Origin of the sequence: Chryseobacterium sp. JM1 (assembly GCF_000737715.1) — a bacterium.
GTDB lineage: Bacteria > Bacteroidota > Bacteroidia > Flavobacteriales > Weeksellaceae > Chryseobacterium.
Genome location: NZ_JPRN01000015.1, coordinates 63,678 through 86,369, shown reverse-complemented (window position 1 = coordinate 86,369; position 22,692 = coordinate 63,678). Strand labels below are relative to the sequence as shown.

General features: G+C 38.4%; 21 protein-coding genes. 9 read left to right on the top strand and 12 right to left on the bottom strand.

Annotation, left to right across the window (positions count from 1 at the left end):
• Window positions 1–89 precede the first annotated feature (89 nt).
• Together IW22_RS20110 and IW22_RS20105 are read left to right on the top strand one after the other, a co-directional pair.
• Entirely contained in the window at window positions 90–839 is a 750-nt protein-coding gene (locus IW22_RS20110; RefSeq protein WP_034730318.1) for an NUDIX hydrolase, read from the top strand.
• Between the two features lie 75 nt (window positions 840–914).
• Window positions 915–1,646, top strand: coding sequence for an MBL fold metallo-hydrolase (locus tag IW22_RS20105; RefSeq protein ID WP_034730317.1), 732 nt, complete (start codon window positions 915–917; stop codon window positions 1,644–1,646).
• Between the two features lie 19 nt (window positions 1,647–1,665).
• On the opposite strand, the gene IW22_RS20100 is transcribed toward IW22_RS20105, so the two are convergent.
• Entirely contained in the window at window positions 1,666–2,007 is a 342-nt protein-coding gene (locus IW22_RS20100) for a helix-turn-helix transcriptional regulator (RefSeq protein ID WP_051891323.1), read from the bottom strand.
• Window positions 2,008–2,643: 636 nt separating this feature from the next.
• Here IW22_RS20100 and IW22_RS20095 point away from each other — a divergent pair.
• Window positions 2,644–3,237 carry a Crp/Fnr family transcriptional regulator gene (locus IW22_RS20095; protein WP_034730316.1) on the top strand — a complete coding sequence of 198 codons (594 nt, stop codon included), beginning with the start codon at window positions 2,644–2,646 and terminating at the stop codon, window positions 3,235–3,237.
• A 50-nt stretch (window positions 3,238–3,287) separates the two neighbouring features.
• Here the strand turns inward: IW22_RS20095 and IW22_RS20090 are convergent, their stop codons facing one another.
• Complete coding sequence (locus IW22_RS20090) at window positions 3,288–3,920, bottom strand: chloramphenicol acetyltransferase (protein ID WP_034730315.1); 633 nt, start codon at window positions 3,918–3,920, stop codon at window positions 3,288–3,290.
• Window positions 3,921–4,171: 251 nt separating this feature from the next.
• On the opposite strand from IW22_RS20090, the gene IW22_RS20085 reads away from it, so the two are divergent.
• The 4 genes from IW22_RS20085 to IW22_RS20070 all read left to right on the top strand — a co-directional run bounded on the left by IW22_RS20085 (window position 4,172) and on the right by IW22_RS20070 (window position 7,311).
• Window positions 4,172–5,017, top strand: a complete 846-nt coding sequence (locus IW22_RS20085) for an NAD(P)-dependent oxidoreductase (protein WP_034730314.1) — start codon at window positions 4,172–4,174, stop codon at window positions 5,015–5,017.
• A gap of 48 nt (window positions 5,018–5,065) precedes the next feature.
• Window positions 5,066–5,521: a PPC domain-containing DNA-binding protein gene (locus IW22_RS20080; RefSeq protein WP_034730313.1), complete on the top strand. Its 456-nt coding sequence runs from the start codon at window positions 5,066–5,068 to the stop codon at window positions 5,519–5,521.
• 48 nt (window positions 5,522–5,569) lie between these two features.
• Entirely contained in the window at window positions 5,570–6,151 is a 582-nt protein-coding gene (locus tag IW22_RS20075) for a Crp/Fnr family transcriptional regulator (protein WP_034730312.1), read from the top strand.
• Between the two features lie 83 nt (window positions 6,152–6,234).
• Window positions 6,235–7,311 carry an SDR family oxidoreductase gene (locus IW22_RS20070; protein ID WP_034730311.1) on the top strand — a complete coding sequence of 359 codons (1,077 nt, stop codon included), beginning with the start codon at window positions 6,235–6,237 and terminating at the stop codon, window positions 7,309–7,311.
• Between the two features lie 206 nt (window positions 7,312–7,517).
• On the opposite strand, the gene IW22_RS20065 is transcribed toward IW22_RS20070, so the two are convergent.
• From IW22_RS20065 to IW22_RS20025, 10 genes are all read right to left on the bottom strand, one after another.
• A complete protein-coding gene (locus tag IW22_RS20065; protein ID WP_034730310.1) occupies window positions 7,518–8,321 on the bottom strand; it encodes a helix-turn-helix domain-containing protein in 804 nt (267 codons plus the stop codon).
• A gap of 18 nt (window positions 8,322–8,339) precedes the next feature.
• A complete protein-coding gene (locus tag IW22_RS20060) occupies window positions 8,340–8,741 on the bottom strand; it encodes a GlcG/HbpS family heme-binding protein (protein WP_034730309.1) in 402 nt (133 codons plus the stop codon).
• Window positions 8,742–8,744: 3 nt separating this feature from the next.
• The gene (locus IW22_RS20055; protein ID WP_034730308.1) at window positions 8,745–9,536 is read right to left on the bottom strand and encodes an SDR family oxidoreductase; all 792 of its coding nucleotides are present in this window, start codon (window positions 9,534–9,536) and stop codon (window positions 8,745–8,747) included.
• Window positions 9,537–10,246: 710 nt separating this feature from the next.
• Window positions 10,247–10,885, bottom strand: a complete 639-nt coding sequence (locus IW22_RS23830; protein ID WP_051891322.1) for a hypothetical protein — start codon at window positions 10,883–10,885, stop codon at window positions 10,247–10,249.
• A gap of 261 nt (window positions 10,886–11,146) precedes the next feature.
• Window positions 11,147–11,500 (bottom strand): hypothetical protein, encoded by a 354-nt coding sequence (locus tag IW22_RS20045; RefSeq protein ID WP_034730306.1) that lies wholly within the window; start codon window positions 11,498–11,500, stop codon window positions 11,147–11,149.
• A gap of 11 nt (window positions 11,501–11,511) precedes the next feature.
• Window positions 11,512–13,602: an RHS repeat domain-containing protein gene (locus IW22_RS23825; RefSeq protein WP_051891321.1), complete on the bottom strand. Its 2,091-nt coding sequence runs from the start codon at window positions 13,600–13,602 to the stop codon at window positions 11,512–11,514.
• 36 nt (window positions 13,603–13,638) lie between these two features.
• Entirely contained in the window at window positions 13,639–14,931 is a 1,293-nt protein-coding gene (locus IW22_RS23820) for a DUF6443 domain-containing protein (protein WP_051891320.1), read from the bottom strand.
• Between the two features lie 10 nt (window positions 14,932–14,941).
• The gene (locus tag IW22_RS20035) at window positions 14,942–15,232 is read right to left on the bottom strand and encodes a hypothetical protein (RefSeq protein WP_034730303.1); all 291 of its coding nucleotides are present in this window, start codon (window positions 15,230–15,232) and stop codon (window positions 14,942–14,944) included.
• 41 nt (window positions 15,233–15,273) lie between these two features.
• Window positions 15,274–18,162 carry a hypothetical protein gene (locus IW22_RS20030; RefSeq protein ID WP_034730301.1) on the bottom strand — a complete coding sequence of 963 codons (2,889 nt, stop codon included), beginning with the start codon at window positions 18,160–18,162 and terminating at the stop codon, window positions 15,274–15,276.
• A gap of 6 nt (window positions 18,163–18,168) precedes the next feature.
• Window positions 18,169–19,734: a T9SS type A sorting domain-containing protein gene (locus IW22_RS20025; RefSeq protein ID WP_034730373.1), complete on the bottom strand. Its 1,566-nt coding sequence runs from the start codon at window positions 19,732–19,734 to the stop codon at window positions 18,169–18,171.
• A gap of 357 nt (window positions 19,735–20,091) precedes the next feature.
• On the opposite strand from IW22_RS20025, the gene IW22_RS20020 reads away from it, so the two are divergent.
• Entirely contained in the window at window positions 20,092–21,114 is a 1,023-nt protein-coding gene (locus IW22_RS20020; protein WP_034730299.1) for a ligase-associated DNA damage response exonuclease, read from the top strand.
• On the top strand, window positions 21,111–22,691 hold the full coding sequence (locus IW22_RS20015) for an ATP-dependent DNA ligase (RefSeq protein ID WP_034730297.1): 1,581 nt from the start codon (window positions 21,111–21,113) through the stop codon (window positions 22,689–22,691). Before IW22_RS20020 ends, IW22_RS20015 begins: the two co-directional genes overlap by 4 nt.
• Window position 22,692 lies beyond the last annotated feature (1 nt).

The window sequence follows — 22,692 nt, the reverse complement described above, 5'->3', positions numbered from 1 at the left end:
CTATATTAAATACCTTTATTTAAAGGATTTTTGGTGAAAATTCATTTTTTTTTAGCACATTTGTACTAAACACATTTCACACAGGTTCCATGGATTCTAAACAACAGCTTTTACAGCAGTCAATCGCGGCAAAAGAGGTTTTTCTGCCTCATATTTCAGCTGATCCGGTTATTTTCGGGTTTGAGCATAATGAACTTAAAGTTCTTCTTTTGAAAACCAATTACAGACAAAAATGGCTGCTTCCCGGCGGTTACGTAAAAAAGGATGAAGATCTGGATGACGCAGTCAAAAGAATTTTGAAAGAAAGATCGGGAGTAACGGATGTGTATCTTGAAGAATTCGGTGTATTTGGAAAGAAAAACAGAAGTGAGTTTCATTTCGAAGATTTTGATGATACCCTTTTCCAGAAACAGCGCTTTGTTACTGTAGGATATTACGCATTGTACAGTCCTTCAAGGTTTCGCCTGATTCCCGATGAGTTCAGTGAGACCTGCGAATGGGTCTTTATAAGCCAATTGCCAGAGCTGGAATTTGGAATGGATCATTATGAAATTATCCAGAAAGCTTTATTTACCCTGAGACAGAAAATATCCACAAAACCTATTGGCCGAAATCTTCTTCCTGAAAAATTCACCCTTCCGGAACTGCAGAAATTGTACGAAGCTGTTTTAGGAAAAGAGCTGAATCGTGGGAATTTTTACCGTAAAATAAAAAACCTTGGTATTCTTAAAAAACTTGAAGAGCAAAGACGTGGTGGTGCCCACAAAGCACCTGACCTCTACTCTTTTGATGAAGAGAATTACGTTAAAGCTATGGAAAACGGGCTTAACAGCTGGTAACTTCATTGTTTTTTCCGATAGTTTCTATTGAAAAAAAGGTTTTCAGGTTTTAGAAATAATAGGGAAATTTGCAGAATGAAAATTATCCCGCTTAAAGAAGGCAATTTCTCGGCTAGCAGAACAAAAGATTTTACGCTTTTAACTGATGAAAATTTTGATACCGCAAAAGGAATCAGAATGTCTGTGCAGCCGTTTCTGATCATTACAGATCATGATTATATACTTCTTGATGCCGGTATCGGATGGAAAAATGCAGACGGAAAGACCGCAGTCTCTGAATTACTGGAACAAGAAAATATTAAGCCTGAACAAATCACCAAGCTCCTGCTCTCACATCTTCACAAAGATCATATCGACGGCAGTATACAAAAGACTGACAATGGTTTTGTACCCACTTTTCCAAATGCACAAATATATATTCAGAAACGTGAACTGGCTTTTGCCATGGAAAATCAAGGGAATCCTTCTTTTGATTTTGACATTCTGGAAAAGCTGATTACCCTGCCCAATATTGTATGGATGGATGAAGATCAGGGGAAAATCAGTGATGAAATTTCTTTTGAAGTAGTGGGCGGCCATACCCCTTTTATGCAGGTATTCTGGATCTGTGAAAATAATGAGACCGTCTTTTATGGAGCAGATGACCTTCCTCAGGAATCTTATCTGAAATACCATCTGGCATATAAAAGCGATTTCGACGGTAGAAAAGCCATGGAATTAAGGCTGGAATGGCAGAAAAAAGCAGCCGAGGAGCAATGGAAAATACTGCTTTACCATGATCTGGACAAAGCAGTAATCCAAATATAATCTGATTCAAAAATTAGGTTTAAAGATCATTAAACCATTTGTAAATATCCAGATCGGAAGGAATACTGAGTTTTTTCCGTATCCTGTTTTTCCTGTTCTGAATGGCTTTTGGAGTCACAAAAGTATAAGTCGCAATTTCCTTGGTGGTAAAGTTGAGTTTCAGGTAAATGCAGAAAATCAGTTCAGAATTTTTGAGATTGGGATGTACATTCGTGATCTTGTCAAAAAAATCCGGATACACTAATCTGAATTTATTCAACAGGCGCGGAGAATTTTCTTTAGCCAATGCCATGATATCGTCCTGCACTAAAATTTTTTGGTTCAAATCTTCTAAATTGGATTGCGGTTTTTCGTTTTTCATAATATTTTTCTCATCTCTACTTATTTCTGATGCCTTTAAACGGGCAGCACCAGTACAAATTCTTCTTCTCTGGCTATTGTATAACAGCTGTTTTTAAAGGGAGGCTTAAGACTGCATGTTTCCATTTCATTTTTTATAACTCAATAATCTGCGTAATACTTTTTATAGTTTCAACATTTGTTCTTAAAAATTCTCTAACTGAAGTTCTTCTTTTCAATTATTTTTAAAACAAACAAAGAAATAAAAAATGATTAAAATTTTACACAATTAAAATACCACATACATACCACGCCATGCCTATAAACACTGTATTTGTTCTATTTTGAACCGAGTTTTGAAATTGAACTGCTCATTTATTTATTTTAAACAAATTTAGAAGATTGTAAATCCCGTTTTTATGATCCTAATCAATATTTTCCAGGATTTTATTCTATGCCTGGAATAAGATTTACGGATGTTTCCAGGCGAAATTGAAGCTTTATTCTGTGGTATGTAAATGGTACCGGGTTTTGAAAAAACTCATTGAAATTAAACTTTCTTTACATTATTGAAATTTGGGGCTTTTCTGTTGATGACATAATGAAACACATCCATGGTTAAACATTTGTTTAAAATTTTAATTAACCTTTCACATTTATGATTGCTGAAGATGTACTCTTTTCATTTGGAGCAGAAACCAAAGAATATAAACCGGGAGATATTATTTTCCGGGAAGGCGAATTTTCCACGTTTTATTACCAGATTGAAAAGGGGCAGATCAAACTCAACAATTATACAGAAGCTGGAAAGGAATTTATTCAGAATATATTTTCCGGAGGACACAGTTTCGGCGAGTCGCTGCTGTTTGTAGACCGTCCTTATCCTATGAATGCTATTGCCATAAAGGATTCTCATATTATAAGACTTCCCAAATCCAATTTTTTGAATTTAATCAAGGAAAATCAGGACGTTTCCCTGAATGTCTATCAATGTATGGCCGAAAGAATGTACTACAAATACATCATGCTGTATAACCTCTCTTTTCAGAATCCCATGCTGAAACTGAAACAGCTCATGGATTATCTCAAAAGCTATCAGGAAGACAAAAGTCCCTACTCTTTTGAAATCCCGCTTACACGACAGCAGCTGGCTTCCCTTACCGGAGTCCGCGTAGAGACCGTTATCAGAGCTATAAAAACAATGGAAAAAGAGAAGATTCTGAAGATTGAGAAGAGGAAGATTTTGTATTAGTCAGGAAGATGGATGATGGAAGTTATTTATAACCACACATCAATCATAACTTATAACTCCCCATCAAGCTGTCTCTGAAACTCCTCCAGATATTTCGCAAGATGAATACCATCTGCCAGTCCATGGTGGGCTTCCACAGAAACCGGAAGGTACTTTTTACCGTCGCGGATACTGAATTTCCCGAATGTAATTTTTGGGACAGATTCCGAATTATTAAAGCTGGTAGGATGCAGCAGCGCGCTGAAAGAATTCCAAGGAATGGTTGAATGTCTGATGAGATCTTTTCCAAGCTCACCGTTATTCATCCTGATCCCAGATGTCCGCTGTACATCTTCTATTTCTTCCTGCATCACCGCATTAAACACGTTGAAATCTTTTGAAAAAGGGATAAATGCAAAACCGAAAGTACCGTCTGCCCTACCGATCGTAGTTCCGGCGTGAATAGCATCGTATAAAACCACCTGACCATCTACGATTCTCAATTTCAATTCATCTACAGCATTGACCGCTACCATCGACCGGTGAAGATAAGTTGCGAAAAAAGAATGTCCGTTTTCCTTTGCATAGGCATACGCTTTTGTACAGTCCACTTCAGTAGTAAAGCCAAAGTACGGGCTTGCCATTTTGGAGAAAAATTCAAAATGTTCTTTTCGGTTCCAGTTTTCGATGTCTATGATCTTCATTGATTTTATTTGCTGCAAATTTCCGTAAGTTTTCCCGGTTTTAAAAGTTTATCCTGAAAAAATTATAGAAAATAAACATCAGAGATATATTGAAAACTTAATATCTGTTGCTTAATTTTGGTCAGTTTTTTGATGCAGAGAGAACAGGTTTACACTATTAGATCTTATTCTGTACTGTAAATTTCTCGCTAACATTCTTTTGGCTTACTCACTAAAGAAGCCGGATTTAACAATAATTGAACACATACAATATGGAGACAGAAAAAATTGGATTCATCGGATTAGGAAATATGGGCCATCCTATGGCTAAAAATCTTGAAAAAGCAGGATTTCCGCTCTCAGTTTATAACAGATCACCCGAAAAGGCTGAAAGTTTTAAAGAAAAATCAACCGTTTATACTCAAATTTCGGAGCTGGTTCAGAACAACAGCATCATATTCACTATGCTTACTGATGATCGGGCCGCAAAAGCGGTTTATGAAGACGTTTTAAAATCAGATATCAGCGGAAAACTCTTTATCGATATGAGTACTATTTCTCCGCAGGCAACCGGTGAAATTTCGGGAGCCGTGAAAATCAAGGAAGGGTCTTTCATTGATGCTCCGGTAGCAGGAAGCACCACGCCGGCTGCAGAAGGTACGCTGATCATAATGGCCGGTGGTGAGGAAAAAGATCTCCAGAGAGCCATGCCTTATCTGGAAAAACTTGGAAAAGCAGTCAAACATCTGGGCGAAAATGGAAAAGGAATTGCCGGAAAACTGTCGATCAACTATTTTCTTTCTGCTATTTATCAGGGGTTGGCAGAAACCGTTTTGTTTGCTGATAAACTGGGGATTGAACGTACAGCGATGTTGGAAATTATTAATGAAAGTGCAAGCGGAAGCGGTGCCACAAAAGTAAAAACGCCTCTATTGATCAACAATAATTATGATCCTGCATTTGCTTTGGATTTGATGCTTAAAGATATTCTGTTGGCTCAAAATGCAGGTGCAGATTTTCCATTATCAAAGGTTTTAGGTGAAACGTATCAGGCAGCCCACGATGAAGGTTTTGGTAAAGATGATGTGATCGGCATTATCAATTATCTGAAAAAATAAATTACGAAATATTTTTGATCTCAGAAATAGCATTTAACGATAGACAGGATGGATACACAAAATTTTAAAGGAGATAACTGGTCTGCAAGAAAAACAGGACCTATTTATATTGTCAGCATCAAAGACCAATCAAGTATCGTTGAGGCTTTGACTGATTTTGTTAAAAGTCAGAATATACAGGCTGGCGAAATCACGGGTATTGGTGCTGTCAGCGAAGCTACCCTTCGATTTTTTAAACCTTCCGATAAAAAGTATGTCGATAAAACTTTTCATGAGCAGATGGAAGTAACCAATATTTCCGGAAATGTTTCTGAGATCGATGGAAAACCGGCGCTTCATATGCATATTACACTTGGGCGAGAGGATTATACGGCTTTGGCTGGACATCTTTTGGATGCCAGGATTCGCGGTGCCGGAGAATTTATTTTCTATCCGTTAGATACAAGAGTTGTGAAAGTAAAGAATGAAGAAGTCGGGATCAATTTTTATGATTTTGAAAAATGAAAGAACAGACTGCTTTGAATGTAGTATTTTTGAATAAATATTTTCCTGATGTTTGACATCCTTCTTTCCCATATCCAAAACAAAGTTGAGCTTTCCGAAGAACAGAGCCATAAGATCCCATCTTTCTTTACGTCCAAAAAATTACGTAAAAAGCAATATCTGTTACAGGAAGGTGATATTTGCAAATGTCTTTCATTTGTAAGTAAAGGCCTGCTCAAATCTTATGTTTTAGATGAAAAAGGAAACGAACGGATCAATATGTTTGCCTTCGAAGGATGGTGGATTTCTGATTTCAACAGTTTTATTCATCAGGAAAAAGCAATTCTGAATATTGATGCGGTAGAAGAAACGGAAGTATTGATGATCACCCTGGAGGGTTATGAAAGAATGATGCTGGAAATACCTGTAATGGATCGCTATTTCAGGATTCTGTATCAAAACAGTCTGGTCACAAAAGATTACCGACTGATGGTTTCCAACAGCTTTACAGCAGAAGAAAAATATATGCAGTTTGCCCAAAAGAACCCGGAAATCATCAAAAGGGTTCCGCATAATCTTATCGCTTCTTATCTTGGCCTCGCTCCCGAAACCGTAAGCAGAATACGAAAAAAATGGTCCCTGAATACTTGATCTGGATCAATACTAATCCATGACGCAGGTCAAGTGTTTCAAACCTCTCCTGTTCCTAATTTTGTAAAAGAAATTTTACAGAAATGGACCATACAAAAAACATAGCACTGGTAGTGGGTGCGACAGGAATTACAGGCAGCAATCTTGCCGAAGAATTGATCTCACAGGGATGGACCGTTTACGGACTTTCCAGAAATACAAATAACAATATCCCGGAACTTCTTCCGGTAAAGGCTGATCTACTGGATATCGACAGTTTAAATTCAGCATTGGATGGAATCTCTCCTACTCATGTATATTTTACAACATGGATGCGAAATGATACCGAAGAAGAAAACATCCGTGTGAACAGTGCATTGGTGAGAAATCTATTGGATGTTTTGGCTCCAAAAAAATCGGTAAAGCATGTAGCTTTGGTGACAGGTCTGAAACATTATTTAGGGCCTTTTGAAGCGTATGCTAAAGAAGGAAAACTTCCTGAAACTCCGGTCAGAGAAGAACATCCGAGACTTCTCCTCCCCAATTTTTACTATGCGCAGGAAGATGAAGTGTATAAAGCTTCGGAAAGAGATGGATTTACGTGGAGTATTCACAGGCCTCATACGGTAATCGGATATGCGGTGGGTAACCTGATGAATATGGGAACTACTCTTGCGGCATATGCCAGTATCTGCAAGGAAAAAGGACAGAAAATGATCTGGCCGGGATCTGCAGAGCAATGGAACGGTGTTTCAGATGTGACGGATGCCAGAATCTTAGCCCAACAACTCGTCTGGGCTTCTACTACAGAATCTGCAAAAAATCAGGCTTTCAATATTGTGAATGGAGATGTTTTCCGATGGAAATGGCTTTGGAAAAGACTTGCAGACTGGTTTGGTATTGAGGCCGAAGATTTTGACGGAACGGTAAGGCCTTTGGAAAATGTATTGAATCATGAAGGCGAAACCTGGAAAGAAATAGCCAAAAAATATGGTTTGAAAGAGAATAACCTCGACAGACTGGCTTCTGCATGGCACACGGATCTGGATCTCGGAAGACCTCTGGAAGTGATGTCTGATATGGCTAAAAGCAGAAAACTTGGTTTTACAGCGTATCAGAATACGGAAGATTCTTTCACGGAACTGTTTGAAAAACTGAAGGCGGAAAGATTGATTCCTTAATCTGAGTTTAGAAGCTGGAAGAGGGAGGCTGGAAGTTATTCTTGATATCCTTGTCAAGGTGTAAAACCTTGACAAGGATACTTACCCAAATACACAGTCCTGCAGTTCTGGCCGTGGTATCAAGAACTTCCATCTTCCCAACCTCAATATAAGAAAGGAGCAGTTTATCGCTGCTCCTTTTTTATTATTAATGTGTTTTTTTATTGTTAAATCTCACTGGTAGTCATTCCGAACTTCTGTTTGAACGAATAGTAGAAATGAGAAAGATTTTCAAATCCCAGCTCAAGATAAATATCTGACGGTTTTTTATCTCTGTGGCGAATCAAATAATACGCTTCTTCCAGTCTTTTCTCTTTAAGCCACTGTTTGGGGGTTGTATTGAATGCTTTGTTAAAATCACGCTTAAATCCCGACAGACTGCGGCCTGTAAGCCTGGCAAAAGTTTCCACCGATACATTGAACATAAAATTTTTATTCATGTATTCTTTCAGATCAATCTTATGTGGTTCAGAAAAGTCAAAAAGAAGGTTTTTAAAATCAGGATTACTTTGCAGAATGAGTTCTATCGCTTCTTTGATCTTTAAAATAACCAATCTGGAGGTTGCTGTTTTAGTCTTGTCAACATAGGGCAGCAACGAAACAAAATATCCTCTGAAAAACTCATCCGGTTCAAAAAACAGCTTTTCGGTATCGGGAAATCTTTCCGTGGCAGCCATTTTATTTTCAGCAGCGTATTGGCGGAGCGTTTCCTGATCCAGCGTTATGGAAATAAACTGATACTTTTCATTTTTTGAAGGATGTTTTACGGTACGAATCAATTGATTTTTCCGTACCAGAACGACTGTATTTTCTTTTATGATTGTTTTTCCTTTGTCATGAAAAGCATGCGTTTCACCTGACAGCTGGAAACCCAGAAAATGATCCGGAATAAATTCCTCATGTCCCCTGTACATTTCAAAGGCACATGAATACACCAGTTTGTCAAATATGATCTCAGAAGTTCTCTCCATGATACAAATATCTGAAATTTAACCCATAACAGAAGCACCAGCCTCTGCAATCTCTTTGTCCTGCTCGGGAGTTCCCCCGGAAGATGCTATGGCTCCAATGATTTTTCCCTCAGCATCTTTGATCACTACTCCACCGGCAATCGTTAAAAGTCCGCCATTGGAATTCAGCATACCATATCCGTGCATATCTGCTCCGGCAATGATACTTCCCATGACATCGCTGTCAACTCCGAACATTACTGCGGTTTTTGCTTTTTTAAGAGCAAAATCGATAACCCCGTAAACGCTGTCCAGCCGTGCTAATGTCATCAGGTGTCCGCCATTATCTACCACCACAATACTTACCGGAATATTGATGGATCCGGCTTTTTCAATGGCTGCCTGAAGTGCTTTTGCAGCCTGTTTATAAGTGATGCTCATGATTTAACTTTTTGCCGTCCAGGCATCAGCCTGAAGCTGTTTTACAAAATCTTCCGTTTCTTTAGGATGCACGTTTCTGAAATTGGAATTTTCATCCAGTGCTACATTCACAATCACATCAGCCATAGACTGAGGATCCAGCTGATGCGCCAGAGATTCAGCAACGCCATCGAAAGAAGACTCCGGTGTGAAATTCACTTTCGGATCATACCAACGGAAGATAGAATCTACTCCTCTGTCATTGAATCCTGTTCCGAAAACTCCGGGATTACACGTTGCGATCTTGATGTTGAACGGAGCCAGTTCGGTTTTTAAACCTTCTGCAATAGATTCCATAGCGTGTTTTGAAGCACAGTATGCCGCTACATAAGGCACTGTCCATAAACCTCCCATAGAAGTGGTGAACACAATTTTACCCGGTTTTTTCTGCTCAATGAATTTCTTAACGAAACCCTGTGCAAGTTCCAACCCACCGAAAACATTCACATCAAACATAGAACGGATAAATTCCAAAGGCTGCTCTGCAATAGGACCACCTTCCATAATACCTGCATTGCTGATTAAAATATCAATATCATATTTTTGATGGATATAAGCGATATCTCTTGAATTGGTGACGTCCAGTTTATCAACGGTTAGTTCAATTCCCAATTCACCCGCCTCACGTATTAAATCACTTACCTGTGGATAAACCTGTGCGGTTGCGATTACTTTGTGTCCTTTTTTAGCAAGATCAAATGCGGCTATCTTCCCGAAACCGCTTGCTGCACCTGTAATTAAAATAGTTTTGCTCATTTTGTATTTCTTATTGTTACAGATACAAATTTCAGGGATTTTGAAGGGAAGATTGTTGGTGGGTGGTTCAATGTTTTGTTGGTGGGGGGTTCAGGTGAATAGCGCTATATAACCACTAAAAAATAAGCTTTTTGCTATATATTACTGTACATTATACTGTATGGGTTGTAAAACTTTATTTTTATAGGTATCTATACAGCCGGGTCTTATATTTCCCAGATCATTTCAGTGAAATTCTTAGCAAAGAGAATATCCGAAGACTCTTTTTGGCTTAAAATATAATCTCAGAGGCTTATCTGTGATACAAAAAGAATGACGGAAGACTCTTTTAGAGTTAAAATACAGCCTCAAAGATTCATCGAAGATATAAAAAGAATGGCGGAAGACTCTTTTAGTTTATTATTTGAATATAAAAGAGTCAAATTATAGATTTATATAGGGTTCCAGAGAAGTAGGAAAAATATAAAGAGTTATGTGTATAAACTCTTATTCTTGCCTGCTACGTTTCCTACATGGTCTTCTTATTACCAACACATCTGATACATCAACTATGATCTTCAACATTTTAGGCCGCCTATTTTATTGTTTCTTCTGCACTAGCGACCCTAAATATCATTTCAAAATTATATTTTCCTTTCATTTTTAAAACTTAGTGCACTGAAAATCAACACCCTAAATTATTACCAACACATTTGATACATTATCTTAAATCATACCTCCTCATCTTTATTTATTTCAAACTTTCCACCTTTCATGAGGAATCTGTATCCGAAAGGCAATGCTAAATATTTTAAAATATCAGGCCGAGCAAAGGCAACATGATAAAAATGCACCATTTTTAATGATTTAATATCCTCATTATAATCATCTGTGATAAGGTACCATCCACTCTCATCTTGAGGCGAGGCATATCTTATTCCTTCGATATCTTTTCCTTCATAGACACCATCCGATATAACAACTGACTGATTGAAGTTTGGAAAAAGAGGAATAAGATTTTGCTGCCAACATATTTCCCCTTGCTGCCTGACAACTGAAATTGCCGTATCACAACCTTTATTTAAATCACTTCCGTCAGCGTTTGCTTCATATAGATCATAGCAGTTATCATCCTCATCCAGCCTAAATTGTAAAAGCCATGAATAATAGCCAATATTTTGGTTTTCAGAAATAATAGGTTTACTATCTACGATATAATCTATAATATATTTAATAACCTCGATATAGTTTTCGGGCTGATTATTATCAATGGCAACTCTAATTTCTTTAGTTATATAAGAATCTAATCCTTTTGTTTTCACGTAAAGATTATCTACTACATTTATTTGAATTCCTTTATATGTTATCATATATTTATTCTATCAAAAACTTTGGAAGATTACCACCTTTTCTTCTGAAAATCAATTTGAAAATCACGCATCACTAACCTTTGATACACGAGGAATGATCATCAACCATTTAAGATCATTTTTAACGGCTAAAATAAGCAAGAGCAGGATAACCTACCCTCGCTATTTTAATTTTAGAATTGATTTTCAATAAGTTAATTATATAAATTATCCAATCAATAACTTTGGAACATTACCCTGATTACCACCTACCATATCTCATTATTGACAAACATACAAACCTCTGACATATTCAGAGAAATACAATTTGTGACCTGAAGGAAGAATAAAATCATCTACACCCATCATGTAAGTATTTCCATCATTTTGATGAGGAATAGTAATTCGAAACATCATAATATTGTATTTTTTACCCTTATATATTTTTACACCATTATCACAAGTATCTTTTTTATAAGAAAAGAAGTAATCTATCTTTCTTGTCTTCAAATTTTTAAATTTAAAAACATAAGATTTTTCAAATTCAATTATTTTTTTAATTCTTACTTCATTTTCTTGTTGAGCATAAAGAAATGAAGTTAAAATGAGCATTAGAATAAACATTATTTTTTTCATTTTATTATTTTTTAATTTCTTATTCTTACGTCTTTTGCCGTTGCAACAGGAACTTTAGTAACGCTTGTCACCGTCTTTCTCCTATGTGGTTCTCCATTGCTTTTAATTAGCGGTGTTGTTTTTGTTACATTAATATAACTCGTCACTGTTCCAAATTTAGTACCTCCGATAATCACATCCACGGAGTCTGTGGTCTGTGATATGGTATAATTTTTATGCGAAGGATCTAATTTGTTTGCTGCATTATGTGCATCAAGATATGGCTTTTCACTCAAATCCCCTCCAATTCCAAACCCAGGTGCTCCGGGATTATTTTTTCCAGCTATATAAGACTCAAGTATTTCATGTAACACTGTTCCTCCTTTAGGCCTTCCAATAGCATTTTCAATTATTTCTGCTTGATTAGGATTCATAATTTGATTTGTTTGAACAATACCATTATCATCTATTTCACTTCCACCAAAAGCCCCCCCGAAAAGCGGTGTATTATCAATACTATTTGCACTTGTTGCGTCTAAATTAACCATAACAGAAGAATCAACTGTTGCTTCCAATAATTTTAATTCAGCCGCTGTTGCTGTCGCACCACTTTTAATACTTCCAGTAACTTTTCCTTTTGAATTCATTTGTAAATCAAGATTGCCTGATTTTGCTTGAAGTTGTTCAAATGCTTTATCTTTAAGATCCCCTGACATTATAACATCATAATTTTGCATACCATCTGGGTCAATAAATCGAATAGGATTGCTATACGCATAAGTATAAGTACCCCACCTTCTTGAAATTTCTGCCAACGGATCTACTACTCCCCATCTTCCCAAATCAGCCATATACATTCTTGCTCCATAATCATTCCAACCTGTTTCTTTTTGTAGTTCTTTCCCGTTATATCCATATCTATAGCTAGGCAGTTGGGTTGTGTTAAAACCTTCATATTCTAACCCAAAAGGATAATAATTGGCTTCACGGTCTATAGCAACATCTTGGGTAACAGTATCCCAATAGTAAGCCAGTCTTATATTTCCTACATGATCTTCGTAATTGTAGACATACCTTTTCTTCTGGTAATCATAATAGCCTTCGCTGGTAGGGAAAAACTGGAGCGTTATGCTATTTCCCTCCTGGTCATACTGAAAGCCATCCAGATAGTCGGTATTTCGTACCGTAATCCCTCCCTGTGCATTGAAGAACCTGTAGAGTTTTTTCTGCTTTACACCGTCTGCACGGTAGATAAACATAAGCCTGTTCTTGAGATCCGGAAACTTTACCTCATTAGGCAAATTTAAAAAATTATACGAGATAGCCGTTATCCCTTTATCCAAATGATTGGTCATATTCCCATTCAGATCGTAGGTAATGGCATTTCCGCCCCCAATATAGCCTGAGGGGTTCCCTGTCTTATCTTTTACAGATACCATTCTATTCCCCTGATAGATATATTCCAGGTTGTCTATGTAAAGTGGTGTAAGGTTTTGACCCTTGGTATTTCTCTTGAGATTGATAATGTTTCCGTTCAAATCATAATCCAGTTCCTCATTATAGAGCTTATTAAAGGGGGCAGTAGCATTAGGTTCCTGATAATAGGCAGCCCTCATCCTGTTTAGTACATCATAGCTGTAGGTATATCTCTTTAAGGCATCATCTGTACCCATTGTCCTCCAGGTGATTTCCGAAATATTGCCGTTGAACTTAGCATATTGTGAAAGTCCGGGGTTCTGGTATTTGAGTTCATACCCAAAGAGCTGTCCGGGAAGATTGGAAGGATCGTTCACGTTCGTGAGCCAGCCCCTGATATTATACCCATAATTTACAGACTGCAACGGCGTTCCCGAGGTGTTTCCCGTTTTTTTATTGGCAAGCTGGCCCAGCTCATTATAGGTATTCTCAGCAAGAAGTTCCTCCTGGTAGTTTTCTGTGGTATGGTAATGTTTCAGAAGTCTTTTTTGGTCGTCGTAGATAAACCTTTCTTTTACTTTCAAATCACCATCAGTGGGACTTCTTTTGTGCCGGGTAATGATAGATTCTGTTTTTCCGGCAAAATCCAGTTTAAATTCCTTGTCAGTATAGCCACCCAAATGATTGGTGGATTTTGTGGCTATCATCCTTCCGCTGGAATCGTAATAGCTGTAGGTTTTGGTCTATTTGTCGTCTTCTATGTTTTTCACATAAGAGGCAGTAACCAAACTTTTGGTAGAAGCATCATCCGAAGCACTCAATTCCTGCGCCAGTGTGTACTGCCCCTCCACAATTAGAGGTACGCCCGGTGCGTCAGGTGGATAGGTATCGTAGTAGTTTAATGACAATAAGCTAACCCATGCAGGCGATTTGGGATAAGTCCCTTCAGGATTATTATAATAAACATCCATTCCCTGCCTGTTAAAAAAAACAGTCCCAATCCTTTCTACATTATTTGAGTTTTGAAGGTCTGCCAGTGCCTGTTCGTATGATCTGGCCCCGCCTTTACTTAATCCCGTAATGGCAACCCTCCCAAATTTATCATACTTGGTATACAGCCATTGGCTCTTTTTCCTTAGTTCAGCATCCTGGGTGGCTACAAGCCTGTCTTGCTTATCATAGAGCATGTATTCCCAGCCCTTGCCGGGAAGCTTTTTTTCCACCAGCCTGCCTTGCCCGTCATAGCGGTATTGGTAGCACAATTCATTTAATAAGGTTTCGGTTATGGCTTGATTGACGGCTTTAGGGGGAATGACAAATGCCAGTTGGTTGTATTCATTATAAACATAATAAGTGTCTGCATATTCTGCACCGGACAGCATTTTTCTTGATAAAATGGTCTGTCCTTTTCCGTTTTTATATTCATAGGTCTTATTTCCATCTTCATCTGTAACAGCATTTCTATATAACTGGCCTGCTGCATAGGTAGATGAAAAACTTACGCTGGATTTTGTAGCATTATTTTCCGGAACGGTAGTAGTGATAAATTGAAATACATCATTTCCTATATTGACACCATATTCAAATCGAACAGGCTTAGTGCTCCACGCATTTCCTGGATGTTTCTGCTCCAAAATCCGGTCTAACGGAGAGTTTTCAAATACTTTTTCAGAAAAGATTTTTTCTTGTCCGTAAATATCCGGCTGGGTGGCATTAGCTAATGACAAAGGCACTATACCTCCATTCTGTGTTCCTGGCTGGGGAACGGGAAGAAAATCATAGATCTGTCTCCCAAAAGCGTCATATTCTATGTGGGTAACCACATCTCTTCCCAGGGGAGAAGCTTTTACCCCTACGATCTGCTTTGGCCTTCCAAGGCCATCAAAATAGGTGACCGTTTCGGCCCTGCTGCTACAGTCCCCATTGAAACAGGTTTTGGACTGTACGTAGTTTTCTGTGGAAGTCTGTGCCTCTAGCCCTGCTACCAGGAGCAGAAAGAGTACAGACAGCATTTTAAATATTAATGTTTTTTTCATGATCTGTGTTTTATGGTTTGTAATTGTAGCTAAACTGTTTTACGGTTTTATAGGTATAATTTCCGCTGGTGTCTTTTTCGCGTATTTTTACTTCTTTCAGCCTGTTTGCAGTATCATACCCATAAATTTCCCTGATTCCGGATGGAGGGGTGATACTTGTAACCCCAATCATTGGATCATAGGTGTAGGTAGTTACCAGCTTATCTTTCAGGATAACCAGTTTTCTGAATCTTTCGTAGGTATCAAGAAGATTGGCTTCCTGGGCCGGGTCTGCTGCATCCGCATCTGAAGCTGTGGCCATCCATGGCAGGTTAGCCTCTATTTCGGCATAGGTAATGCCTTCTACTTTTGCAATAGGCTCCGTTTGGTTATACCCCCATAGGAAACTACAGGTATCCCTTCCTTTGTAGTGTACTGAAGTAGGTTACCTTTATCATCATACCTGTCATAAGTCACATCGGTAGCAGATACTGTAGGACTTAATATATCGTAAGACTTTTCAGATAAAGGAAGTGCAAAATTGCCGGAAATTGTATTTGGAAGCGACTGTGGATAAATGATTTCTGTTTTGGACAGCATTTTAGTGGAGCCTGCTTCAGTCTGGCTGGATGTGGTTTCCAATGGAATACCTACCATGTTCCTGCTGATCAGAAGAGGGTTGTTTTTCTCATGGGCATAGTTGTATGCCGTTTCATTAATTATCCCATCAGGAAAAGTAGTTTTCTGGCGGCTGAGCTGATAATGTGCAGGGTTAGTATAAAAATATTCTGTTTCCGTTTTAATAGGAACACCATTTAAATAATCAGTTGTTTTCTGGTTTTTCAGATAGGTAAAACGGCTGATATTTTTATAGTATACAGCATCTAAATTTTCAAAGTCATTCCAGGTACTATTCATTAAAACCGGTTCAAACAACTTACGCCGACTTATAGCTCCCATGTATGATGTTCTGGAGGCATCTTCTGCAAAATTATACTCTACTTTTTTTAACGTGGTATTGGCGTTGTCTTTATAAACGGTGAGGATTTCTTTTCCGTTATTCCAGCCAAAATTGGTCCACGGAGCTGATATAATTGGACTTCCCTTGATTAGACTACCCGAGAAATCCTTAACTGCACTGAAATGGTGAATAATTTTTCCCTTCCCTTCAATTTCTTCTTCCACCGTATCATAAAAGATATTGGGATTGGAGGAAAATAATCTTCCGATATTTGACGAAGTAATCGCGGTATAATTAAAAAGAAGGGTTTGTGCGCTGGCAAGAGACCCTGCGCATGTGGAACCGGCATTTCTGTCTTCCTTAAACAAAGGCTCCCGGGTCTGATGAATGGAATATTCTCCCTGATCATTGACATAATTATACTTTCTGGTAACCGGGAGCCCGTCATTCGGGGTATCTACGGTTGATTTAATCCTGTAGCCACCCAAAAGTACATCCTGTAAAACATATTTATCGTCTTCGTTATAATAATAGATCTGCGCGTATGCATCGCAGCAGGCAAACATAGCTGTTAAAACAATTTTGATGGATTGGTTTTTTTGAACATTCACAAAAATTGTACTGCTGTTTCCTAAGGAAGAATCTGCATTTCCTATAAGATTCCCTGCCATATCAAATACTTCTACACTGCCTTTTTGTTTTCCCGTATCAAGGTCAGGGCTGTTCTGGCATGTGCCATAGGGGTACAGATAATTGGCAATCCTTACTTCTACCGGCCCTGTTTTTTGGGGAGTTATGATAATTTGATTCGATGTGGAGTACGTATTTGAGGTATGCGTTGAAATTCCTACATTTATTTTTGGTGCCGGCACCAGAACATTCTCTTTTTTTATATGATTTTCATAGTTTAATAAAGTGTTTCCTCCTGTTGGATAGATGATGTTCTTTAATAATCCATAATACCCAACCTGGGTACTGACACCTTGAATAGCTCCATTATAAACGGGTGCCAATGGATCATCAACTCTAAATATCTGAGGTACAAGAGTGTTATTGCTCATTCCATTATAATAGCCCCACATATCTCTGGAAAAACTTAGTCTTGACGGGAAATTCGCTGGATTGTAATATGAAAACTTATGTGAAGAATTGTTTTTATTGTTACGAATCTCTGTGAGAAATAATCTTGAAGAATTTGTAGTCAGATAATTCAAGGTAACATCGTCTATTACTAAATCATTATGATATTTTTTAATACCTGTCAGTTTTGAATAATCCTCGCTTTGAGTTGAATAGGTAAACTCAATGGAATTATTTTTAGAGTCATATATCTTTTTGATCTGTTTTCCTGATACTTCCTGCTGGGAATCTGCTATAAGGCCGATATTATCTGGTGGCAACGTATAATTAAATACTGGACAGTAACGGATTCCATTTGAGTCTGCATCTAGACCTCCGTACTTTTGTTGCACCCCTTTCGTATAGGTCATACTCTGAGACTGAGAAATAGTATTGGCATAAGATACATCCTGATATTCCAGAGTAAGAGTTTCCCCAGTGACAGTAACCACGGAGGTTAAATACCAGGATTGCGGATATTGTAAAGGCGGCTGATGCTCACCCGTATTCAGAGTTCTGTTCAGGACATGCTCTACCGCATTAAAATTGTACCGTACGCCATTATCTAAAATAATTGAAAATAGATTTCCATTATCATTCCTTCTAATTTTGTAGTCTTTCTGATCAATCATAAAGATATTCCCGGCTTTATTGATCAGAAATTTCACATTATTACCTGCAAAATTGGCGGTGTACAGATCCGGCTCGGAATCAAAATCGTCTATTTCACAGAATTTCAGATATTCTGTCATTTGAGTAGCTGCGTTTTCTAATAATGGAACATCACCACTGTTGTAACTGCTGTCTTCATCCGGTTTGTCCCTTATTGTTCTTGTAATTACTCCTCCCGAAAGAAAGGTCCATCCCAAGCCAACAGCTCCATTCATTTCATCGACGTTAATTCCATTGGAAGAATAATTTAGAGAAATGGGAATACTAACTTCGTCTATGGACAATTCCGTAATAGGGATATTAATGTTAGGGGCTCCCGTAAACATTCCAATGGGAATATTTCCATATTGACTGAATTTAAATGATTGTGGGGATGTAGGTAATATCTTAGAAATATTCTTCCCTGCATCATTTGTATTTTTCGTATAATCCTGATTATTACCCTGACTATATATCAGTGCTGAAAAGGCAATTCCAGCTAGTGTTAAAGATTTTTTCATTTGTGTTTATTTTTTAATCAGTTTTGCACTTGCTGTTTTATTATTATCTGTCTTGACTGTCACCAGATAAGCCCCCTGAATCAAATTCTGGGTATTGATTTTTGTCACCTTATTCTTAGTTTTCAAACTCTGAAGCTGCCTTCCGCCCATATCATACAGGATGATATCCGCTTCCCTGAAATCGAGACCTATTTCTACATAAGCATAGTCGGACACTGGATTTGGGTAGATCTTGATATCCTGTTTTTCAATGAGCTGATCAAGCTGTTTATCTCCAAGTTTCACGATCTTCCAGTTTTCCTTTCCGAGTTCTTCCCCACTGGTTCCTGCGAGGATAATAGAGCCGTCCCGGTTCAGTTTGATATCCGAGAGTCTTTCTTCTTGTTTTCGGGAATTTCCTTTCACATATTCCCTCCATGTCTCATTCCCTAGCTTATCAATATAGAGAAGCCAAAAAGTTTCATCATCTGCTTCGATTTTTTCTTCAGCCTGCGTGTAGCCGCCTAAAAGGAAGCCTTTCGAAGATTTGTCATTGGCTGAATGAAGTGCACTCATACCCATCAAAATATCGCGGTTACCTAAATTGTAAGACTTCTGCCAGATATCATCTCCCCTTTCATTTAAAGAAATAAGCCACAGATCTGTTCCTTCTTCAATTCCAACAGTTTTATTCCCTGATCTTTCAGATCTTGATTCCCCACCGATCAGATATCCTTCTGATGTTAAAGCAAGTGTCCTTAAATGATCATCGCCTTTTCCACCAGAATTCTTTTCCCATTCCACTTTATTGTCTTTTGACAGTTTTATGATCCAATAATCTCCTTCACCAAAATTTTCGGTTTTCTTTGAACCGCCAATATTACTTCTCGAGTATATCCCTAACAATACACCTCCGTCCATAGTTGGGATCATTTTTTCCACTTCATCGAGTCCCTTTCCGCCTAAAATAGATTGGGACAGTTCTTTTCCATCTTTGTCCAGCCTGATGATCAAAACATCTTTTGAACCGTAACCTTTGGATGGATTTTGGACGTTACCGGCAACAAAGAATCCAAGGTCTGTGGTCTGTACAACGGATCTGGCTTCTTCATCAGATTGCGATCCAATTGTTTTCTGCCAAAGTTCGTCACCAAATTCATTGAGCCTGATTAGCCATATATCGGAGCCGCCTTTGGAATTGTCTTTTTTATCCAGACCTTTTCCTGAGTAGGATGTTCCGGCAAGAAGAAACCCTCCTTCTTGGGTAGCTACAGCAGCTGACAGATAATCATGGCTATTTCCGGAGAAATATTTTTCCCACATCCCATTCCCTTGCTGATCAAGTTTGACAAGATGAAAATCGTAGCCGTTGTTTTGCTTTTGGCCATTAGATGCTGAACTCTGGCTGTTCCCGGGGCTTTTCGAAGGATAGATTGAGCTTCCGCTTATCAGGTATTGCTGGTCTATAGTCGTGGTGACCTGGCTGAGGAAATCCTGTGTACCGGATTTAATGTCCTTTTGCCAAACGACTTCTTGAGCGTGTAAGCTCCATAAAGTGCATATTATAAATGCACCTAAATAATTTTTTTTCATAGGCATTTGTATTAATTGTTGAATTTTCGGTGATAAACTTAAAACAAAATGTTATTTCGGGACATCAGGGTTTTCCCCATATTTTATATTAATATTTTTGCCGTGAAATAGGCATTGTTTTACGTAAGCTTTTAACCTTTAACTTATTGTGGCGAAGATATAGCCGCGTAACGACAGAATGTGTCGCATTATATTTCCTTTTTAAAACACGATATTTTTTTTTCGAAATCCTAATTACAGTGAAACAAATCTGAAAAGGGGCTAAATTAAGTTCTAATTGAGTAAACTCTTATAAAATCATTAACTTTCTCCAATTTGGTGGGATTTTTGAATGTAAAATATAAACCAATCACACCATTGAAATTAATCACATTCACAAAAAAAGGCATTTATTGTCCGCAGGGAAAATTTTACATCGATCCCTGGAGACCCGTTGATCTCGCCGTTATTACACACGGACATGCCGATCATGCCCGCTGGGGAATGAAAAAATACCTTTGCCATCATTATACAAAACCAATTCTGTATCAAAGGATTGGAGTAGACATCGAGTGCCAGAGCGTTGAATATGGGGAAACGGTGATGATGAACGGTGTAAAAGTTTCGTTGCATCCTGCCGGACATATCATCGGATCAGCTCAGATCAGACTGGAATACAAAGGATATGTTACCGTTATTTCAGGAGATTATAAGGTACAGGAAGATGGTTTGAGTACTCCATTTGAGTTGGTGAAATGCAATGAATTTGTGACGGAAAGTACTTTCGGACTGCCGATCTACAACTGGCTGGACGTTCCTGATCTCAATAAAAAACTTCAGACCTGGGTGCTTAAAAATCAGGAAAACTCCAAAACCTCAGTATTCATCGGATATTCGTTGGGAAAAGCTCAGCGAATTATGAAAGCTGTGGAGGGCTTAGGAAAAATCTATGTTCACAATTCTATTGGTAGACTCAATGAAGCTTTTGAGTCTGTAGGCATCAACCTTCCGGAATACAAAATCGCTGATTTTAAGGAGAATCCAAAAGAAGTCCAGCACGAAATTGTTATTGTTCCTCCGGCTTTACTGGATAGCAATATCATTAAAAAAATACCGGATGCTGCAACAGCGATCTGTTCAGGATGGATGCAGGTACGCGGAGCCAGAAGATGGCGCAGTGCCGATGCTGGATTTGCCATGAGCGATCACGCCGATTGGAAAGGACTTTTACAGGCCGTAAAAGCTACAGAAGCCGAGATTGTACATGTTACGCACGGACAGACCGAAATCTTCTCAAAATATTTAAATGAAATCGGTATCAAATCCGATGTCGTAGAAACCCTGTTTGGTGAAGACGAAGAAGAATCTGAAAAAGAAATCATTGAAAATCCTGAGCCATGAAACATTTTGCAGATCTAATCAATGCTTTGGAAACGACCAATAAGACCAATGCAAAAATAGATGCCATTATCGATTATCTGGAACGCGCTCCGGATGAGGATAAAGTATGGTTTATTGCATTGTTTACGGGGAAAAGACCTAAAAGAAATGTCAACACCAATTATATGAAAGAATGGGCGCTTGAGATCACAAAACTGCCGTTTTGGTTATTTCAGGAAAGCTATTCTTCAGTGGGAGATCTGGGCGAAACCATTTCCCTGATTCTTCCTCCGCCTTCGGAAAAAATTGACCGTACCCTTTCGCAATGGATGGCAGATATTATCAGTTTGAAGGATAAATCAGAAACAGAAAAGAAAGAATTTGTACTGCAGTCATGGGATGGGTTGGATTATACAGAACGTCTCATCTTTAATAAATTATTGGGCGGAAGTTTCAGAATCGGCGTGTCAGATAAAACGTTAATCAATGCCCTCACCAAATTTTCATCTCAGGAATCCAGTACTTTAATGCACAGTCTGATGGGAAAATGGATACCCGGAGAAGTTTCATTTCAGGAACTGATTTCAGCTGAGAATATCAATCCGGATAATTCAAAACCCTATCCTTTCTGCCTGGCTTATCCGCTTGAAAAAGAACTGGAAGAACTTGGAAATCCTGAAGACTGGCAGATCGAATATAAGTGGGACGGAATCCGCGGACAGATCATTAAAAGAAATGATGAAGTCTTTATCTGGTCGAGAGGCGAAGAACTCGTAACTGATCAGTTTCCGGAAATCAGGGATACCGTACAGGCTATGAAAGGGAACTTTGTTTTAGATGGAGAAATACTTGCGGTAAAGGATTCTAATGTTTTAAATTTTAATGAATTACAGAAAAGGTTAAACAGAAAAACTTTAACTAAAAAAATGCTTGCAGACATTCCGATTGAAGTCTTCGTTTATGATCTTCTGGAACTGGAAGGAACCGATCTCCGCGAAAAATCCATCGCAGCCAGACGGGCCATGCTGGAAGAATTACTGCTGAATGAAACTCCTCAAAATATTAAACTCTCTCAGGTTATTGAGTTTGAAAAATGGGAAGACCTGAATGGAATACGGGAAGGCTCGAGGGACATCAACAGCGAAGGTCTTATGCTGAAACAGAAAAATTCTCCTTATCATTCCGGAAGAAAAAAAGGCGACTGGTGGAAGTGGAAAGTCAGCCCGCTCACGATTGATGCAGTCCTGATTTATGCCCAAAAAGGAAGTGGCCGACGAAGCGCTTACTACACAGATTACACATTCGCCGTAAAAAACGGAGATACTCTGGTGACGATTGCCAAAGCCTATTCGGGACTGACCGATAAAGAAATTATGGAAGTCAGTCGGTTTGTCAACAAAAATGCTATTGAAAAATTCGGACCGGTAAGAACGGTAAAAGCTGAACTGGTCTTTGAAATTGCATTTGAAGGTATTGGTTTCAGCAGCAGGCATAAAAGTGGTGTGGCCCTGAGGTTTCCGAGGATTGTAAGATGGCGGAAAGACAAAACTGTAGAAGAAATAGACGAACTTGAAGAAATAAAAAAACTGATTCAATAAT

What these genes read in the sequence shown, in the direction of transcription:
- IW22_RS20110 (WP_034730318.1), top strand. Translation starts at nt 90, where the DNA reads ATGGATTCTAAACAACAGCTTTTACAGCAGTCAATCGCGGCAAAAGAG.
- IW22_RS20105 (WP_034730317.1), top strand. Translation starts at nt 915, where the DNA reads ATGAAAATTATCCCGCTTAAAGAAGGCAATTTCTCGGCTAGCAGAACA.
- IW22_RS20100 (WP_051891323.1), bottom strand. Translation starts at nt 2,007, where the DNA reads ATGAAAAACGAAAAACCGCAATCCAATTTAGAAGATTTGAACCAAAAA.
- IW22_RS20095 (WP_034730316.1), top strand. Translation starts at nt 2,644, where the DNA reads ATGATTGCTGAAGATGTACTCTTTTCATTTGGAGCAGAAACCAAAGAA.
- IW22_RS20090 (WP_034730315.1), bottom strand. Translation starts at nt 3,920, where the DNA reads ATGAAGATCATAGACATCGAAAACTGGAACCGAAAAGAACATTTTGAA.
- IW22_RS20085 (WP_034730314.1), top strand. Translation starts at nt 4,172, where the DNA reads ATGGAGACAGAAAAAATTGGATTCATCGGATTAGGAAATATGGGCCAT.
- IW22_RS20080 (WP_034730313.1), top strand. Translation starts at nt 5,066, where the DNA reads ATGGATACACAAAATTTTAAAGGAGATAACTGGTCTGCAAGAAAAACA.
- IW22_RS20075 (WP_034730312.1), top strand. Translation starts at nt 5,570, where the DNA reads ATGTTTGACATCCTTCTTTCCCATATCCAAAACAAAGTTGAGCTTTCC.
- IW22_RS20070 (WP_034730311.1), top strand. Translation starts at nt 6,235, where the DNA reads ATGGACCATACAAAAAACATAGCACTGGTAGTGGGTGCGACAGGAATT.
- IW22_RS20065 (WP_034730310.1), bottom strand. Translation starts at nt 8,321, where the DNA reads ATGGAGAGAACTTCTGAGATCATATTTGACAAACTGGTGTATTCATGT.
- IW22_RS20060 (WP_034730309.1), bottom strand. Translation starts at nt 8,741, where the DNA reads ATGAGCATCACTTATAAACAGGCTGCAAAAGCACTTCAGGCAGCCATT.
- IW22_RS20055 (WP_034730308.1), bottom strand. Translation starts at nt 9,536, where the DNA reads ATGAGCAAAACTATTTTAATTACAGGTGCAGCAAGCGGTTTCGGGAAG.
- IW22_RS23830 (WP_051891322.1), bottom strand. Translation starts at nt 10,885, where the DNA reads ATGATAACATATAAAGGAATTCAAATAAATGTAGTAGATAATCTTTAC.
- IW22_RS20045 (WP_034730306.1), bottom strand. Translation starts at nt 11,500, where the DNA reads ATGAAAAAAATAATGTTTATTCTAATGCTCATTTTAACTTCATTTCTT.
- IW22_RS23825 (WP_051891321.1), bottom strand. Translation starts at nt 13,602, where the DNA reads ATGATAGCCACAAAATCCACCAATCATTTGGGTGGCTATACTGACAAG.
- IW22_RS23820 (WP_051891320.1), bottom strand. Translation starts at nt 14,931, where the DNA reads ATGAAAAAAACATTAATATTTAAAATGCTGTCTGTACTCTTTCTGCTC.
- IW22_RS20035 (WP_034730303.1), bottom strand. Translation starts at nt 15,232, where the DNA reads ATGGCCACAGCTTCAGATGCGGATGCAGCAGACCCGGCCCAGGAAGCC.
- IW22_RS20030 (WP_034730301.1), bottom strand. Translation starts at nt 18,162, where the DNA reads ATGAAAAAATCTTTAACACTAGCTGGAATTGCCTTTTCAGCACTGATA.
- IW22_RS20025 (WP_034730373.1), bottom strand. Translation starts at nt 19,734, where the DNA reads ATGAAAAAAAATTATTTAGGTGCATTTATAATATGCACTTTATGGAGC.
- IW22_RS20015 (WP_034730297.1), top strand. Translation starts at nt 21,111, where the DNA reads ATGAAACATTTTGCAGATCTAATCAATGCTTTGGAAACGACCAATAAG.